The organism is Pantoea sp. F_5 (genome assembly GCF_008631595.1).
In the GTDB taxonomy this organism is placed as follows: domain Bacteria; phylum Pseudomonadota; class Gammaproteobacteria; order Enterobacterales; family Enterobacteriaceae; genus Pantoea; species Pantoea gossypiicola.
The window spans coordinates 1-14,602 of record NZ_VWUO01000033.1; the positions used below are offsets into that span (position 1 = coordinate 1).

A 14,602-nucleotide genomic window follows, 5' to 3' on the forward strand; every position below is an offset into this window, starting at 1 on the left:
TCGCGCGTACGCTGGGCGCTGCCCGATAATTACTGCCGCTGCACCCGCGCAGATCACGACTGCGACCGGCGCATCAGCAATTTCGATACTCTTTTCAGCGAGTGGCTGCATGAAATCGTTCTCTGAAAAATCTGGAGGTAGCTATGCCGCGTAAATTTGATGTAACTGCCGAAGTGCTTGCAGAGTTAAAGGGGTGTTTGTCTCTCAATGAGGTTAGTGGTGAGTTAATCTGGATTGTTAATCCCAGGGGAAAGCGCCAAAAAGGGGACAGAGCAGGCAGTCAGCAAAATAACGGATATCGGATTATCACCTTTCAGGGGCGACACTATTATGAACACCGACTGATTTGGTTCTGGTTATATGGGGATATTCCTGCTGAGAAAGTCATTGACCATATTAATGGCAATAAAGGAGATAGCCGCCCGTTAAATCTACGCCTTGTTTCGCAGCGCTTGAATTCTCAGAACGTTGTTCGCAATAGCACCCGAAAAAATTTAGCTGGCGAAATTCTTCCTCAGGGAGTTCACATGAGCGCGGGTAGTGGTAAATATTACGCGTGCATTAAAGTTAATTATCGTAAAAAGCATCTGGGGACGTTCGATTCTTCGGAAGAGGCTCACATTGCATATCTGCGTGCAAAAAGTTTGTCACACCCTGCGTCAACCATCGAAAGGCTGTTATGAAAACCTTCAATGAATTACAGGCCACATCACTGATCTGGCTTCCTGAGCACGGCATAGGTAAGTATCCTGTAGAAATAAGCGACCACCCCTACGATTATTCGTATTTCGATAAATATAAAAGCATGGCTGGTACGAAAATCGGAAAAGCTTTAAACCTGGCCCGTGTTGAGATGGTAAAGCGGCACTGGCGGGGTATTGTCGTTGATATCGGAATCGGGAGTGGTTCATTCATCGAATTATATGGAAATGCACTCGGCTTCGATATTAATCCAGCTGGAGTTTCCTGGTTAAAAGATCGGGGTGTCTGGGCTGATTTATACACCGAAACCTATGAAGCTCTGACTATGTGGGATTGTCTCGAACATCTCTATGAACCTGAGCTGGCGGTTGCGCAGGCAAAAAAATGGGTATTTTTATCGATCCCTGTTTTTGATGATGCAGAGCATGTGCTCAGATCGAAACATTTCCGTAAAGATGAACACGTTTTTTATTTCACTCACACAGGTCTGCTGCGCTGGTTCGACGGCCAGGGCTTTGACTGCATTGAGCACAACACCATGGAAACCAAACTCGGCAGAGAAGGCATAGGCAGTTACGCCTTCCGCCGCCGTACCTGACCCCGCCTGATAAGCGGGGTTTTTTATACCCTCAGCATGGACACAACCATGTGGATCACACAGTGGCTCTTCAGCCATAACCAACAGGAGGCAGCAATGCCGGAAGTAAAAGATATCGTCACCGATGACCTGGTGAAAAAAGCCCTGAAGTCTGATGCGGTCACCACCGCTGTTAAAACCCAGATCAAAGCCGATCTGGATACCCAGATTGACGCCGCCGTGGATACAGCGCTGGTGGATATTCTGGGTTCTGATTCAAAAGCTGAGTAATCAGCACAGGGCGCATTCATGCAGTGCGCCCGATGAAGATTACTGCAACCCCGGCGGGCGGTGGGGCAAATAACACCCGCAGTCTGTGACGGCAACCGCCTATGCTCCGCGAGTAAAAAGGGTACCGGGTGCAGACGGACGGCCGGGAAAGACCGGCATTTTATAAAATTCTGTAAAACGCCGCTGGCCAGCCGTCAGGACAGGTCAAATATCCTGTTTCGGCAGTTGTCGGTATACGGATTACCCGCACAAACAAACACCGAGAAAGATCCAATCATTTAATTCTTCTGAATGCTCGTCACGGGGCAACTATCCACAGAGCCTTGCGGGGTGAGTCTATGGGGTAAGCAATAATGCTTTCACTCTGTGGGCTGCTTTTATCCGCGTGAACTTAGGCTCACCACCAAAAGGAAAGCTCATGGTAGCAAAGCTGTTAACTCGTAACGGCGGCAGAGTTTATGTCGCCAGCAATGGTGAGAAAGTTAAAGTCGGCATGTCTTCACGTCACAAATGCACAGGAAGATTCACCGAACTCAAAAAGCATGAAGGGTTTGAGGTTAAAGAGAGCTATATCACTGATCGGCGTTACGATTTTAGGCTGGTTGAAAAGATGGCTCATGAAAAGTTATCTGCGCATCATCTACATGGTGAATATTTTGATGTCACGATGGATGAAGGCATTCAGGCCGTCATTGCTGTTATGGCTGAGCTGGACTCGAACGGGTTCAGTGGCTTCGTTAAACCACCGAGATAAAGCTGACCAGAGGATTATTCTGTATGACTGACGAATCCTTCATCCGACCGCTGCCACCGCCACTGTTTATAAACCCGCCGGACCCGCTGCCTTATATCAGTATCGCTCCGGCTGGCGAGGTCTGTGACTGGATACAGACGCAGCTCCTGAGCGAAAACGGTGCGCTATATAACCCGGATCATGCGCATCTGATTGATGCTGACATCAGCTTCATGTGGGCATCAGCAGCATTCAGTAAAAAGGGTCGCACCGTTCTGGGTCAGGCGGAGGAGGTCATGCTGCGTGCCGGCGGCTGGCAGAAGGCCAGAATGGAGCAGCAGATGCATGAGTGGTTCGGGCGTGTGCCAAAGTTCATCATCACACTGGCCGCTGATTACTGTTCACAGTGCAGCGACCCTGAGTTCTGTGCGCTGGTGGAACATGAGCTGTACCACATTGCGCAGGCAACGGATGAATACGGTGCGCCTAAGTTTAATCGCGATACCGGTCAGCCGGTGCTGACACTCCGGGGACATGACGTGGAGGAATTCGTGGGCGTCGTGCGGCGGTATGGTGCCAGTGCCGAAGTACAGACGCTGGTGGATGCGGCAAACACAGAGCCGGAGGTGGCACATCTTAATATCGCCAGAGCATGCGGAACCTGCATGTTAAAGCTGGCGTGAATTTTTGACTGATTTTGACAGGCGGTAATCGATGGCAGCACTCAAAGGGGAGGTAAGAACATTTATAGTTCAGTCTCTTGCATGCTTCGATACCCCCTCGCAGGTTGTCGATGCTGTCAAAAAAGAATTTGAGCTTTCCGTTTCCCGGCAGCAGGTTGAATCTCATGACCCGACCAAGGCTGCCGGGCGAAACCTGGCAAAAAAGTGGGTGGATATGTTTAACACCACCCGCAGCCGCTTTCAGACGGAAGTTTCCGACATCCCGATAGCTAATAAGGCCTATCGCCTGCGCGTGCTTGATCGTATGGCGACGAATGCTGAGAAAATGAAAAACCTCGGCATGACCGCACAGCTGCTGGAGCAGGCGGCTAAAGAGGTGGGCGACGTTTACACCAACAGGCAGAAGCTCGAGCACTCCGGCCAGGTCGTGCAGTCCATTTCCAGCCTGATGGATGAGCTGGCGAAGGAGTAATGATGAAGTCGGAACACCTCGCCCTCTTACGCGACAGGTTCTGGCGGCTGAATCACCTGTACTGGATCACCGATAAAAAAGGGAAGCCGGTCAGATTCAGAATGACGCCGGAGCAGCTCGAGTACTTCGGGAACATGCACACCCGCAATATTATTCTCAAGGCGCGCCAGCTGGGCTTTACGACCGAGGTCTGCATCATTCAGCTGGATGCAGCGCTGTTTGAAGCGGCCCGCTGCGCACTGATTGCCCACACGCTGAATGACGCCAAACGCCTGTTCAGGGAAAAAATCAAATACGCCTACGACCGTCTGCCGGATGAAATAAAGCGGGCGAACCCCGCCAGTAATGATGCGGCGGGCGAGCTGGTGTTTAAAAAGGGTGGATCGCTCTACATCAGCACCTCTTTTCGCGGCGGTACACTGCGTTATCTGCACGTTTCCGAGTTCGGGAAAATATGTGCAAAATTTCCTGATAAAGCCCGCGAAATTGTGACCGGCGCGTTCGAGGCGGTGTCTTCTGACTGCTTTACCACAATCGAGAGCACGGCAGAGGGCCGGGCAGGCTACTTTTTTGATTACTGTCAGGAAGCGGAAAGGGCGCAGGTACAGGGAAAAATGCTGTCATCGCTCGACTGGCGGTTTTTCTTTTTCACCTGGTGGCGCAATCCGCAGTATGCGATCGAGCCCGTATCTTCTCTGCCACAGCGGCTTACCGATTATTTTGCTGATCTGCAGGCAAAGCACGGAATCGTGCTCAGCCCGCAGCAGCAGGCCTGGTATCACGCCAAAGAGAAAACGCTCGGTGACGATATGAAGCGTGAATATCCGTCCATACCGTCAGAAGCGTTTCAGCAGTCGGTCGAAGGTGCTTATTACGCGAAGCAGTTCCGCTGGCTTTATGAGAACCGGCGAATCGGCGCACTGCCTGACAATGCCCACCAGCCTGTTCACACGTTCTGGGATATCGGCGTCGGTGACTCCACCGCTATCTGGTTTATCCGGGAGGTGGGTGAGGAATATCACGTCATCGACTACTACGAAAACAGCGGTGAAGGCCTGCGCCACTATATGAAGGTGCTGAAAGAGCGCGGCTATGAGTATGGTGAGCACTGGGGGCCGCATGACATCGACAACCGCGAATTCGGATCAGATGCCAAAACCCGCCGGGAGCTGGCGCGTGAGGGCTATGAGATTGACGGACAGACCTACAGCCTTACCTTTCAGGTGGTGCCGAAAATGTCCGTTGATGACGGCATCGAAGCAGTACGCGAAATCCTCCCGCGCTGCGCTTTCGATGAAACAAAGTGTGAAGAGGGAATTTCTCATCTCGAGGCTTACCGCAAGGAGTGGGACGACAAGCGGGGCTGCTGGAAAGATAAGCCATACCATGATGCGACCTCTCACGGCGCGGACGGATTCCGCTACTTCGCGGTAACCCGTAAAAATCACCGCAAACCGCCAAAACCTATCAAATTCAAATGGGCCTGATCATGTCAGACTTAAATGTGGACTATCGTCACCCTGCCTGGGGTGAATTCAAAGATGAGTGGGACATGGTCGGCGACTGTGTCGACGGTGAGCGCAAAATAAAACAGCGTGGCTGTAAATACCTGCCGCACCCGAGCGACGATGCCGAAGACGACGATCCGCAGGGCAATCGCTACGCCGCCTACAAGGCGCGCGCTGCCTTCATCAATGTGACGGGCCGGACCCTGACGGGACTTGTCGGGATCGCCTTCAGCAAGCCGGTAAAAATCACCCTTGAAGGTGGCGTAACCGGGCTGGAGGCAGACGCAGATGGCGAAGGACAGCCGCTGGCGCAGTTCGTGCGCGATGCGCTTAATCAGAACCTGCAGCGGGGCCGTGCGGGGATACTCACGGACCATACCGGCAGCGGTGTTCAGCGGGGCAGCAGCCAGCCCCGGCCGGTTCTGCAGCTCTTTACGGCAAAACAGATCATCAACTGGCGGGTCACGGCAAACAAAACCTCGCTGGTGGTGCTTCACTGGCAGGAGCCCGTCGACGATCCGGACGGTTTTTCTCTGCTGCTGCGCCGCCGGTGGATGGAGCTGCGGCTTATCGATGGTGTGGCATATTTCCGTCGCTGGGAAGAGGGCGAGTCCGGCATCATTCCCGGCGCTGTCACCGCCTTTACTGACGGCAGCGGCCGGGCGCTGAATGAGCTCCCCTGGTCCTGGATTGGTGCCGTGAATAATGACCACACGCCTGACGCACCGCCGCTGGCCGATATTGCCTACATCAACATCAAGCACTATCAGTGTGAAGCCGATCTGGCCGAAGCGGCGCATACGGTCGGTCAGCCGATGGTGGCGCTGACGGGCGTGTCGCAGGAGTGGATTGACACCAATTTTCCGGACGGCGGGTTCTGCGTAGGCTCGCGCCGCGGGGTGCTGCTTCCCGCCAATGGCGACATGAAGTTTGCCCAGCCGGAGGAGCGGGGCATCATGACCTCGCTGGCGGAGCGCCGTGAAAATCAGATGGCGATGCTGGGTGCGCGTCTCGTTGAGCGCAACGGCGCGGCTCGCACCGCCACACAGGCGGCAAGCGAAGCGCAGACCGATAATTCCGTATTATCCCTGTGCGCCGGCAACGTGGAACAGGCGGTTAACCGCGCCCTGAGCTTTGCCGCGCAGTTTGCCGGCGGCAGCGGCAGCATTGAGCTGAACAAGCAGTATGACATTGCTCAGCTGGACAGCCAGGCGATTACCGCGCTGGTGGCGGCCGTACAGTCCGGGCAGATGCGCCTGATTGACTTTATCCGCTACCAGCAGCGCACCGGCCTTGTCGGTGATGATGAAACCCCTGAGGATATTCTTCAGGAACTCAAAGACAGCTTCCCCACTTTTACCGGACTGAGCGATGGCGACGATAAATGAGGAGCTGCGCGATGAGCTGATCGCCCACCGGGTTCACCTGACGCGCTATGAGGCGGGTGTAGTCAGCAGGCTGGTGGCTTCACTCAGTACCGATGATGCGGAACTGGCGGCCAGGCTGCTGGTGGCGCTGGAGGATATACCGACTGGCGCGGTGTCGGTAAAAAGGCTGACGCAGGTACTGGCACCCGTCAGGGACATCAACCGCAGGGCGGTCACGCGCTTTTTTGGTGAGCTCGGCCACGTGCTGAAGGCCTTCACGGAGTATGAGGCCGGCTTCGGCTTTGACCTGATGAAGTCCCTGCTGCCGGAGGTGGTGAGCCAGCGCGGCCTGCTGAAAAAAGTCGACGCCGGTCAGGCGTACGTCCGGGCGGTAACCGAACCTTTTCACGGTTACACGCTCCGGGAGTGGACCGGCAAGCTCGAAGCTGACCGCTTCGCGCGCATCGTGAACACGGTTCGCACCGGGCTGGGCAGCGGGATCTCGCCGGATGAAATAGTAAAAAGCGTGCGCGGCACAAAGGCCCGCAACTGGCAGGACGGTGCGCTGAATAAAAGTCGCGCCAACGCCTCGGCCATTGGCTACAGCACGCTGGCGCATGCGGCGCAGGTGGTGCGCGAGCAGACGGCGGCGGCAAACGATCATCTGATTAAGGCCAAACAGTGGCTGTCCACCCTGGACAATAAAACCTCGCCGCCGTGCCGCATCCGCGATGCGCTGCAGTACACCCCGGATAATCAGCCCATAAAGCACGGTATCCCGTGGGGGGACGGACCGGGGCGGCTGCATTTTCACTGCCGCTCAACGTACACGCTGATTTTCAGAAGCTGGCAGGACATGGGGTTGCTGCCTCATGACCTCACCAGCGCTGAAAAAGAGCGCATGAACGGTGAGGTACCTGCGGCCAGCACCTATCCGGAGTGGATTTCCCGCCAGCGCGCCAGCCGGCAGGATGACATTCTCGGACCCGTGCGCGGAAAGCTGCTGCGCAGCGGCGGCCTGAAACTCACCTCCTTTTATACCGAAGACGGCCGGTGGCTGACGCTGGACGAACTGCGCCAGCGGGATGCTGCGGCGTTTAAGCGCGCCGGTCTGAATTGATACTGACGTTTTTAACATGAGGCTGCCTTCGGGCGGCCTTTTTTATCACCGCAGCCCGAGGCTGCACTCATCTGACCCGGGGTTACAGATGCTGAAATTTAAACTGACCAGCGACGAATATGACGCGCTGGATGAAAGCCAGAAATCGTTTTATGCAGAAGCCGAAGGCGGTTACCAGCTGAAGATTGAAGGCGTGCCGGACGTGTCCGGCCTTGAGAAAAAGGTCACTGAGCTGCTGAACGAGAAAAAAATCGAGCAGGAAAGGCGGCGCGAGGCTGAACTGCAGGCGCAGCGTGAGCGTGAAGATGCCGCCCGTAAAAAAGGGGACATTGAGACGCTGGAGAAAAGCTGGCAGGAGAAACTCACCACCCGTGAGCAGGAGCTGCAGGCAACGATTGATGCGCACGCGTCCCGCCTGCATACCCTGCTGGTGGACAATGTGGCGCAGTCGCTGGCGACGAAGCTGGCGGGCGACAGCGCGGCCATCCTGATCCCCCACATCCGCGCCCGCCTGACCGTAGAAGACGGAAAAACGCGGGTCGTGGATGCGGAGGGCAGGCCCTCTGCAGCCACACTCGACGAACTGGAAAAAGAGTTTAAAGAAAACAAACTTTTCGCCCCGGTGGTGATTGTGTCAAGGGCTACCGGTACCCGAGGTGCCGGTAACCTGCCGTCCGGCAGCGCCGAAGGCAAAAAATGGGATGATTTTACCGAAGCAGAGCGCGTGAAGCTCTTTAATGACGATCCGGAAGCGTTTAAGCGCCTCGCGGCAACACAGAATAAGTAACAGGAGTCCGTAATGACCACGACTGCCACCCGCCTGAGTGACATTTTTGTTGGCGAGTACTACCAGACCATCGATCCGGTAAACAGCCCGGAAAAAACAGCCGTTTATAATTCCGGCATCATCACCCGCCTGGCGGCGCTGGATTCCATCGCCCGCAACAGCCAGGGCACTGCAACCATCAGCTACTGGCAGGATCTGGATGCGGATGAAGCGCCGAATGCCTCTACCGATGATCCGGATGAAATTGGCGAAGTAGGTAAGGCCTCGCAGGGCAGCATGCGCGGGCGCGTTCTGTTCCTGAACAAAGGCTACGGCGTTTCTGACCTCACGGCGGAGCTGGCCAACAGCGACCCGATGACGCAGATCCGCAACCGCTTTGGCACCTACTGGACCCGTCAGTGGCAGCGCTATCTGATATCCACCGCACGCGGTATCATCCTGAGCAATCAGGCCAACAACAAAGGTGACATGATCATCACCGAGCATGACAGCCTGGCCGGCGCGTTTCAGGATGCCGCCTTTACCGCAGGCGATGCGGCGGACCAGTTCTCAGCCATTGGCGTTCATTCAGTCATCATGAACCGCATGGTGAAGCATGATCTGATTGAGTACCTGAAGGATTCGGACGGGCGCGTCATTCTGGCCACCTATCTCGGGAAGCCCATATTCATGGACGACTCCCTGACCATGCCGAACGGCCAGTACATGTCCGTGTTCTTTGGAACAGGCGCATTCGGCTACGGCATGGGTGCGCCTCACACGCCGGTTGAGCTTCAGCGCCTGCCGTCCGGCGGTAACGGTGGCGGTGCTGAAATTCTCTGGGAGCGCCAGACCTACATCATCCAGCCTGCCGGTTTCTCCTGGCAGGGCGAAGACAGCCCCAATAAAACCCCGACGTTCTCCGATATGGCGCTCGCCAAAAACTGGAAACGGGTCTTTGACCGCAAGCAGGTTCCGTTTGCTGCGGTGATTTCCGGTGACGGCGCGTCATCCTGATCGGGGAATAATGCATGATAACGCCTGATACTGACCCGGCCTCGCCGGGTTTTAACAGCTATGCCCGCATCAGCGACCTGCGCGACTTTGCTTCATCCCGCGGCGGGTCGGTACCCGATGACGACACTGAGTGCGCACAACTTCTGTTTCAGGCGATGGACTACCTGAACGGCCGGCAGTGGAAAGGCCGCCGGACTACCGACAGTCAGCCGCTGGCCTGGCCGCGTGACCGGATTGTGGTGGACGGCGTGACGCTCAGTAACACGGCCATTCCGGCTCAGCTGATACAGGCGCAGTGCCGCCTGGCGCTGGCGGCGCAGGAGGGCGAGCTGGACGGGGTACTGACGCGCGGGGTGACGATGGAAATGGCCGGTAAGGTCAGCCTGCAGTATGCCGGCGGTGACGACAGCGGGTCGCTGTATTTTCCCTGGCTGGCCGGCCTGCTGCGCGGGCTGCTGGCCGGTGGGGCGTACATTGCCGTGAGAAGGGGGTAGCCATGGGTGACAGACCGGACACCTCAAAAGTAACCGCCCTGCTGCAGAGCATGATTTCCCTGAAGCGGGCGGGCGTGAAGGTGGGTATCCCGAAGGAGAATAATCCGCGCAAGGACGGGCTGCCGCTGGGTAACGCCGGGCTGATGCAGCTGCATGAGTACGGCGGCGACGTGCATATCCCTGAACACACCGTCAGCATCACGCGCCGCATCCGGGCTGACGGCTCGTTTGCGTACAGCGGTCAGTTCCGCAAAAACGGCAACTTTCAGACCTTCCATCAGGTGCCAGCGCACACGGTGCGTATTCCTGAACGCTCAATCTTTCGTTACACCTTCCACCAGAACGATTATTTCCGTAAGGAGATGGCCGTGCGCGCCACGGCGGTGCTGAACGGCACCATTACGGTAGAGGAGGCGATGACGCTGGTGGGCAGCCGCGTGCGGCGAAAACTCCGCGCGTCATTTGCAGACGGGCACCTGAAGCCAAATGAAGACTGGGCCATCAGAGAGAAAGGCGGAAAAGATGAACCGCTTATTGCTTCACGCGACATGTACGAGTCAATCACCTTTATTACAGACACGGGAGGCACCAGCAAATGAGGCCGAACGTCCGCCGGGTGGTGACCGGGCGCATGAGCCGGAAATTTACGGTTACGCATCCGGCCACCAGTGACTGGCAGCCCGCAGGTGTCAGTAACAACCGCGGGGTGATTTATCCCGCCGATACGGACGCGCTGCAGTTTGCGCCTGAGGGCACCCGTCTGCACGATGCCATCGTGTTGCTGGCCGCACAGCGCATGGCGTTCGGTGACGTGGTGGCCTGGCACGATGAGCGCTGGCGCATCACACACCTACAGGACTTTTCTGACCATGGCTATTACTACGCGATCGCGGTTCGTGCTGCAGAGCCTGCTGGCCCCGATAGCGGCGGCTTTGCAGACGCCTGATAAAACGGTAACGGTGGTGCTGGCCGACACGGGTAAGCGTGCACCTGATACCAGTTTCATCACCCTGCGTGAAATCTCCGCCATTGAGCTGGGCCCGCCAGGGCAAAAACAGATTTCAGAGGATGAGGAGGAAATTCGTCTTCATCTTGAGCTGATGGTCAGCGTGCAGGCTTATGGACCGCGGGCGATGGTGATCCTTCGCCGCCTTTCAGCCTGGCTCGGTTCCACGCCCGGCATGCAGGCTCTGACTGAGCTCGGTACCAGCTGCCCGAATTACTCGCTGCCCCGCAACGTGTCGGAGGGTGTGCCCGGCGGCTGGGAAGAGCGGGCCGTGATGACCCTGACCCTCGCCCACGACGATCGCTACACCGTTCCGCTTTCAACCATCCACACCGTGCCCGTCGGCATCGCCACGGCGACCGGCACGATTAAATTTAATATCGAGAGGTAGTCATGTCCCGCGACATAGATGACGTAATTTCCGTCACGGTCAATGCGCCCGCTGACGTTGTTTCCGCGGCTGATTTTGGTACCGTGACGCTGTTCACCACGGAGGCGGCTGGCGCATTTGATGATGACGTCTTCCGCAAATACGGCTCTCTGAAGGCCTTTCAGGGGGATTTTCCCGCCGCAGGCAGCGCGCTGCTCTCCACGGCGGAACTCTTTTTTGAGCAGCCATCCCGCCCGCAGTATCTTTATGTGGCCGTCTGGCCGGTGGACTCCGCTAACGAGCGTCTTTCCCTGTCCGAGGCTTACGAAAATCTGAATGCCAGCTGGTCGGGCTGGTACTGCGGCGCACCGGTGGGCGTAGCGCTGGATGATGAAGAGCTCGAAGAAGCCTGTGCCTGGATTCAGGCGGCGGGTAAAATTCAGGCCATCACGGTCACCGATATCAGCAGTAAAGCCCTGGCGAAGATTAAAACCCTGGCGGAAAAGCAGTATTACCGCACGCTGCTGCTCGCCGATCGCACCGTCAGCATGCCGGGGCCTTCCGGCGCGGTTTCCGCAGCCGCACTGTTGTGCTCCATCAACTTCAGTGCTTCCGATTCTCTGCTGACGCTCAAGTTCAAAACGCTGACCGGCGTCACCCCGGATCCGGACATGGACAGCCCCACTGCGGATAAGCTCGATGCTCTGGGCATCAACTACTACACGAACTTTGGCACGAAGGCGATGCTGGCCGAGGGCTGGATGCTGGGACAGGTCTACTGGGCTGACGAGGTTATCGGGCTGGACTGGCTGAAGAATAAAATCCAGACCAACACCTTTAATGCCTTTGCACAGCTGAAGAAGATTGCGCTGTCGGATGCGGGCGTCACCACCATCAAGGGCTATATCGACGCGGTGATGCGCATGGCGGTGAAAAACGGGCTGGTGGGGCCGGGTACCTGGGCGGGCAGTCCGGTGGGCCAGCTGGCGACCGAGGACTACCTCGAGAACGGCTATTACATCTACGCGGATTCCGTGTCCACGCTGTCGGCGGATGACCTGAAAAACCGTAAGTGTCCGCCGATCACCGTCTGCGCGCACCTGGCCGGTGCCATTCATTCGGTGCAGATCACAGTGAATACGGAGCGTTAACAGATGGCACGTTTTGATATCAAGCAAATCCACCTCATGCTCAACGAGCGGGTGATCACCGGCTTTACGGCGGAAAATAACGCCATCGATTACAAATATGCCAAAGACGCGGGGGAATACGCCATCGGGGCGCACGGTACCGGGGTTTTTATCAGCAACCCGGACGAGTCCACGGTGCTGACCCTCCGCATGCTTCAGCACCACCCGGACGTGGCCTGGCTTAACCAGCAGCGTGCTCTGCAGCGCAAAAGCCTGAAATCCTTTACCCCGTTCTCGCTCATCATCACCGACCTGATGAACGACGACGTAGCCACCGGCTCGAAGGGCTTTTTTACCGCGCTGCCGGCGTATACCCGTGGTGCGCAGCATAATCCCGGGGTGTTCACCCTGACCTTTGAAACCGGCACCATGTTGCTGATGAACGGGATTGACTACTAATGGAGCTGAAAAAGACGCTGACCCTGGACGGGGTGGACTACGTGATGACGCCGGTCAACGCGGTGCAGGGCTGGGGCTGCCTGCAGAAGCTACTGGGTGCTATCGGGCGCAGCAGAATGATGAACGGGGGCGACGGCTCGATGGCCACCGCCATTGCGCTGGCGTTCTCGGTGATGGACAGCAGTGAGCTGGCAGAGCTGCAGCGGATGGTGTTTGACAGCACGGTGGTCAGAACGGAGGCGGGCGCAATGCCCTTTAAGCTGGCGGACCAGGCTGAAACGCACCTGAACCAGTACCGGTCACACCTGCCGCAGTTGCTGGTGGAGGGGGCGCTGTACCAGTTTGAGGATTTTTTTACTGGTATCCGCGCCACGCTGGGCAGTTTGTTTCCGGGGATGGAGTCGGTGATGGCGTTCCTGGCGAAGGCGCGGGAGGTGGCGGGGGAAGCCGAAGCGTCCTCAGTAACGGAGCAGACGGACCCGACTGGTTCATCTGGACACCCGTCATCCAGAAGTTCGCCAGCCTCGCCGAGCTGAAGACGGTCTATAACCTGACTGACCTGATGGCGCTGCATGACGCCATCAGGGAGTCTGATGAAATTGAGCAGCAAAATAACCCGCATCGGGGTAATGCTTAAATCTTCAATAAAAAGGCAATGAGCGAAAATTTTTTTATTAATGGCATTCATTTTTGATTTGAACCAAATTAACGCAAATCAGCCATGGAGGGCGAGGGAGATTTGAAATCTAATAAGTGTGGTTTCAAATTTAATCATGGAGGTGTCATGCGTATTTTAAATTTTTTTGCTTCAGTTTTTTTGCTTTCCTTTTTGTCTTCAGGAGTAAGTTATGCGTCTGTGGTGAGCGGTCAGGACGTGGCTGCTGAACTGAATCAGCGTTATGAAAACGTGGTGCCGGATTGCGACGGGAATCCGGCTTATTATTGTTCGGGAATAGTTATTCGTGTCAATGAGATAGGGGCATTGCCAGTTTATCATCCCACATGGGAACCTTACACAAGAGTTGATGATAACTTTTTTCAGTTTAGCTACATCAGAAATGATATTGGGGGATTACCTGGGGTTATATATAATTTTACACCTACGGGGTTTGGCATAATTTTAAATGCCAGGGACAAAGATGTTTATAGTACGAGATGTATGTTTCCCGTTAATGGCACCAGTCTTACAAGGGATAACAACGGTTGTGGAAGCCTGATCAATGTTAAAGATTCAAATAAAGATGAAGATAACAGTACCTGCAAAAGCCAAGGGGTTTTCACTGCTGATGAATGGATAAAGGCTTATGATGGGACCGATAAAAGCGTATGCTCTTTCAGTAGCCATGATGCCTCAGCATTTTATGAGGCCATTAAATCTACAATTTTGTTGAGAGAGGCTAAAGGAAAAATAGGAAATAATGAGCTTGTGCTGAATTCCTCTCCATTGTTCTGGGATGCAAAAGATCCGTCCAAAGATCATATTCAAGCTCTTTGGTATAACCCCAAAACTAACGAAAGCTCGTCATTACACGGTCTGGCTGGAGCTCAGTCAGAACAAAAACTTTATTTCCAGTTAACAAAAAAATGGATTCCAATTTTATCCATTAACATTGCCAGTGAGCCAGCTATCTTTTCATACTCAGAGTCAGATCAGGTAATAACACCTCAATCATAATACCCATCCGATAAAGCCCGGCTATGCCGGGTTTTTTATTGCCAACTTAAAACCACGTCCTATGGACGTGGTTATCGCCTCGGTTCTGGCTCTGCCTGTAAAGACCTGCCCATGTCAAACTCCTCATCTGTTGTCCCCACAACTGATAAGGAAATTCAACATGAGCAGGTTTCAAAAAGCTTCCCACGTGCTGTGGCATTGTCAATACCATATAGTCTGGACGCCAAAGTGT

The 14,602-nt window shown here is 55.5% G+C and carries 19 protein-coding genes; all 19 read left to right on the forward strand.

The window, feature by feature from the left end; translation table 11 throughout:
* The first annotated feature begins 143 nt into the window (after positions 1-143).
* The 19 genes from F3I44_RS23295 (at position 144) to F3I44_RS23385 (ending at position 14,370) form a co-directional block, all read left to right on the forward strand.
* Positions 144-683, forward strand: coding sequence for an HNH endonuclease (locus F3I44_RS23295; protein WP_150015970.1), 540 nt, complete (start codon positions 144-146; stop codon positions 681-683).
* Positions 680-1,300 carry a methyltransferase domain-containing protein gene (locus tag F3I44_RS23300; RefSeq protein ID WP_150019657.1) on the forward strand — a complete coding sequence of 207 codons (621 nt, stop codon included), beginning with the start codon at positions 680-682 and terminating at the stop codon, positions 1,298-1,300. The genes F3I44_RS23295 and F3I44_RS23300 overlap by 4 nt, the downstream gene beginning before the upstream one ends.
* A gap of 48 nt (positions 1,301-1,348) precedes the next feature.
* Positions 1,349-1,570 (forward strand): DUF826 domain-containing protein, encoded by a 222-nt coding sequence (locus F3I44_RS23305; RefSeq protein ID WP_370452890.1) that lies wholly within the window; start codon positions 1,349-1,351, stop codon positions 1,568-1,570.
* A 418-nt stretch (positions 1,571-1,988) separates the two neighbouring features.
* Entirely contained in the window at positions 1,989-2,324 is a 336-nt protein-coding gene (locus tag F3I44_RS23310) for a GIY-YIG nuclease family protein (protein ID WP_150015969.1), read from the forward strand.
* A gap of 23 nt (positions 2,325-2,347) precedes the next feature.
* Positions 2,348-2,986 (forward strand): putative metallopeptidase, encoded by a 639-nt coding sequence (locus F3I44_RS23315; RefSeq protein ID WP_150015968.1) that lies wholly within the window; start codon positions 2,348-2,350, stop codon positions 2,984-2,986.
* 31 nt (positions 2,987-3,017) lie between these two features.
* Entirely contained in the window at positions 3,018-3,458 is a 441-nt protein-coding gene (locus F3I44_RS23320; protein ID WP_150015967.1) for a DUF2280 domain-containing protein, read from the forward strand.
* A 2-nt stretch (positions 3,459-3,460) separates the two neighbouring features.
* Positions 3,461-4,945: a terminase gene (locus F3I44_RS23325; RefSeq protein ID WP_150015971.1), complete on the forward strand. Its 1,485-nt coding sequence runs from the start codon at positions 3,461-3,463 to the stop codon at positions 4,943-4,945.
* A 2-nt stretch (positions 4,946-4,947) separates the two neighbouring features.
* The gene (locus F3I44_RS23330; protein WP_150015966.1) at positions 4,948-6,354 is read left to right on the forward strand and encodes a DUF4055 domain-containing protein; all 1,407 of its coding nucleotides are present in this window, start codon (positions 4,948-4,950) and stop codon (positions 6,352-6,354) included.
* Positions 6,338-7,453 carry a hypothetical protein gene (locus F3I44_RS23335; RefSeq protein ID WP_150015965.1) on the forward strand — a complete coding sequence of 372 codons (1,116 nt, stop codon included), beginning with the start codon at positions 6,338-6,340 and terminating at the stop codon, positions 7,451-7,453. The genes F3I44_RS23330 and F3I44_RS23335 overlap by 17 nt, the downstream gene beginning before the upstream one ends.
* A gap of 88 nt (positions 7,454-7,541) precedes the next feature.
* Positions 7,542-8,240 (forward strand): hypothetical protein, encoded by a 699-nt coding sequence (locus F3I44_RS23340; protein WP_150015964.1) that lies wholly within the window; start codon positions 7,542-7,544, stop codon positions 8,238-8,240.
* A 12-nt stretch (positions 8,241-8,252) separates the two neighbouring features.
* On the forward strand, positions 8,253-9,236 hold the full coding sequence (locus F3I44_RS23345; RefSeq protein WP_150015963.1) for a phage coat protein: 984 nt from the start codon (positions 8,253-8,255) through the stop codon (positions 9,234-9,236).
* Positions 9,237-9,250: 14 nt separating this feature from the next.
* Positions 9,251-9,730 (forward strand): DnaT-like ssDNA-binding protein, encoded by a 480-nt coding sequence (locus tag F3I44_RS23350; protein ID WP_150015962.1) that lies wholly within the window; start codon positions 9,251-9,253, stop codon positions 9,728-9,730.
* Between the two features lie 2 nt (positions 9,731-9,732).
* Positions 9,733-10,329 carry a hypothetical protein gene (locus F3I44_RS23355; RefSeq protein ID WP_150015961.1) on the forward strand — a complete coding sequence of 199 codons (597 nt, stop codon included), beginning with the start codon at positions 9,733-9,735 and terminating at the stop codon, positions 10,327-10,329.
* Positions 10,326-10,676: a hypothetical protein gene (locus tag F3I44_RS23360; protein WP_150015960.1), complete on the forward strand. Its 351-nt coding sequence runs from the start codon at positions 10,326-10,328 to the stop codon at positions 10,674-10,676. Before F3I44_RS23355 ends, F3I44_RS23360 begins: the two co-directional genes overlap by 4 nt.
* Positions 10,600-11,127 carry a hypothetical protein gene (locus F3I44_RS23365; protein ID WP_150015959.1) on the forward strand — a complete coding sequence of 176 codons (528 nt, stop codon included), beginning with the start codon at positions 10,600-10,602 and terminating at the stop codon, positions 11,125-11,127. The genes F3I44_RS23360 and F3I44_RS23365 overlap by 77 nt, the downstream gene beginning before the upstream one ends.
* 2 nt (positions 11,128-11,129) lie before the next feature.
* Positions 11,130-12,257 (forward strand): DUF3383 family protein, encoded by a 1,128-nt coding sequence (locus tag F3I44_RS23370; protein ID WP_150015958.1) that lies wholly within the window; start codon positions 11,130-11,132, stop codon positions 12,255-12,257.
* 3 nt (positions 12,258-12,260) lie between these two features.
* Complete coding sequence (locus tag F3I44_RS23375; protein ID WP_150015957.1) at positions 12,261-12,695, forward strand: DUF3277 domain-containing protein; 435 nt, start codon at positions 12,261-12,263, stop codon at positions 12,693-12,695.
* Complete coding sequence (locus tag F3I44_RS23380; RefSeq protein WP_150015956.1) at positions 12,695-13,231, forward strand: phage tail assembly chaperone; 537 nt, start codon at positions 12,695-12,697, stop codon at positions 13,229-13,231. Before F3I44_RS23375 ends, F3I44_RS23380 begins: the two co-directional genes overlap by 1 nt.
* Before the next feature lie 248 nt (positions 13,232-13,479).
* Positions 13,480-14,370 carry a hypothetical protein gene (locus tag F3I44_RS23385; RefSeq protein WP_150015955.1) on the forward strand — a complete coding sequence of 297 codons (891 nt, stop codon included), beginning with the start codon at positions 13,480-13,482 and terminating at the stop codon, positions 14,368-14,370.
* Positions 14,371-14,602: the final 232 nt, after the last annotated feature.

Excerpts from the sequence above, each read along its gene's own strand:
- F3I44_RS23300 (WP_150019657.1), top strand. The coding sequence starts at position 680 with ATGAAAACCTTCAATGAATTACAGGCCACATCACTGATCTGGCTTCCT.
- F3I44_RS23330 (WP_150015966.1), top strand. The coding sequence starts at position 4,948 with ATGTCAGACTTAAATGTGGACTATCGTCACCCTGCCTGGGGTGAATTC.
- F3I44_RS23295 (WP_150015970.1), top strand. The coding sequence starts at position 144 with ATGCCGCGTAAATTTGATGTAACTGCCGAAGTGCTTGCAGAGTTAAAG.
- F3I44_RS23335 (WP_150015965.1), top strand. The coding sequence starts at position 6,338 with ATGGCGACGATAAATGAGGAGCTGCGCGATGAGCTGATCGCCCACCGG.
- F3I44_RS23340 (WP_150015964.1), top strand. The coding sequence starts at position 7,542 with ATGCTGAAATTTAAACTGACCAGCGACGAATATGACGCGCTGGATGAA.
- F3I44_RS23305 (WP_370452890.1), top strand. The coding sequence starts at position 1,349 with ATGTGGATCACACAGTGGCTCTTCAGCCATAACCAACAGGAGGCAGCA.
- F3I44_RS23365 (WP_150015959.1), top strand. The coding sequence starts at position 10,600 with ATGGCTATTACTACGCGATCGCGGTTCGTGCTGCAGAGCCTGCTGGCC.
- F3I44_RS23370 (WP_150015958.1), top strand. The coding sequence starts at position 11,130 with ATGTCCCGCGACATAGATGACGTAATTTCCGTCACGGTCAATGCGCCC.
- F3I44_RS23310 (WP_150015969.1), top strand. The coding sequence starts at position 1,989 with ATGGTAGCAAAGCTGTTAACTCGTAACGGCGGCAGAGTTTATGTCGCC.
- F3I44_RS23385 (WP_150015955.1), top strand. The coding sequence starts at position 13,480 with ATGCGTATTTTAAATTTTTTTGCTTCAGTTTTTTTGCTTTCCTTTTTG.
- F3I44_RS23325 (WP_150015971.1), top strand. The coding sequence starts at position 3,461 with ATGAAGTCGGAACACCTCGCCCTCTTACGCGACAGGTTCTGGCGGCTG.
- F3I44_RS23350 (WP_150015962.1), top strand. The coding sequence starts at position 9,251 with ATGATAACGCCTGATACTGACCCGGCCTCGCCGGGTTTTAACAGCTAT.
- F3I44_RS23375 (WP_150015957.1), top strand. The coding sequence starts at position 12,261 with ATGGCACGTTTTGATATCAAGCAAATCCACCTCATGCTCAACGAGCGG.
- F3I44_RS23320 (WP_150015967.1), top strand. The coding sequence starts at position 3,018 with ATGGCAGCACTCAAAGGGGAGGTAAGAACATTTATAGTTCAGTCTCTT.
- F3I44_RS23360 (WP_150015960.1), top strand. The coding sequence starts at position 10,326 with ATGAGGCCGAACGTCCGCCGGGTGGTGACCGGGCGCATGAGCCGGAAA.
- F3I44_RS23345 (WP_150015963.1), top strand. The coding sequence starts at position 8,253 with ATGACCACGACTGCCACCCGCCTGAGTGACATTTTTGTTGGCGAGTAC.
- F3I44_RS23355 (WP_150015961.1), top strand. The coding sequence starts at position 9,733 with ATGGGTGACAGACCGGACACCTCAAAAGTAACCGCCCTGCTGCAGAGC.
- F3I44_RS23315 (WP_150015968.1), top strand. The coding sequence starts at position 2,348 with ATGACTGACGAATCCTTCATCCGACCGCTGCCACCGCCACTGTTTATA.
- F3I44_RS23380 (WP_150015956.1), top strand. The coding sequence starts at position 12,695 with ATGGAGCTGAAAAAGACGCTGACCCTGGACGGGGTGGACTACGTGATG.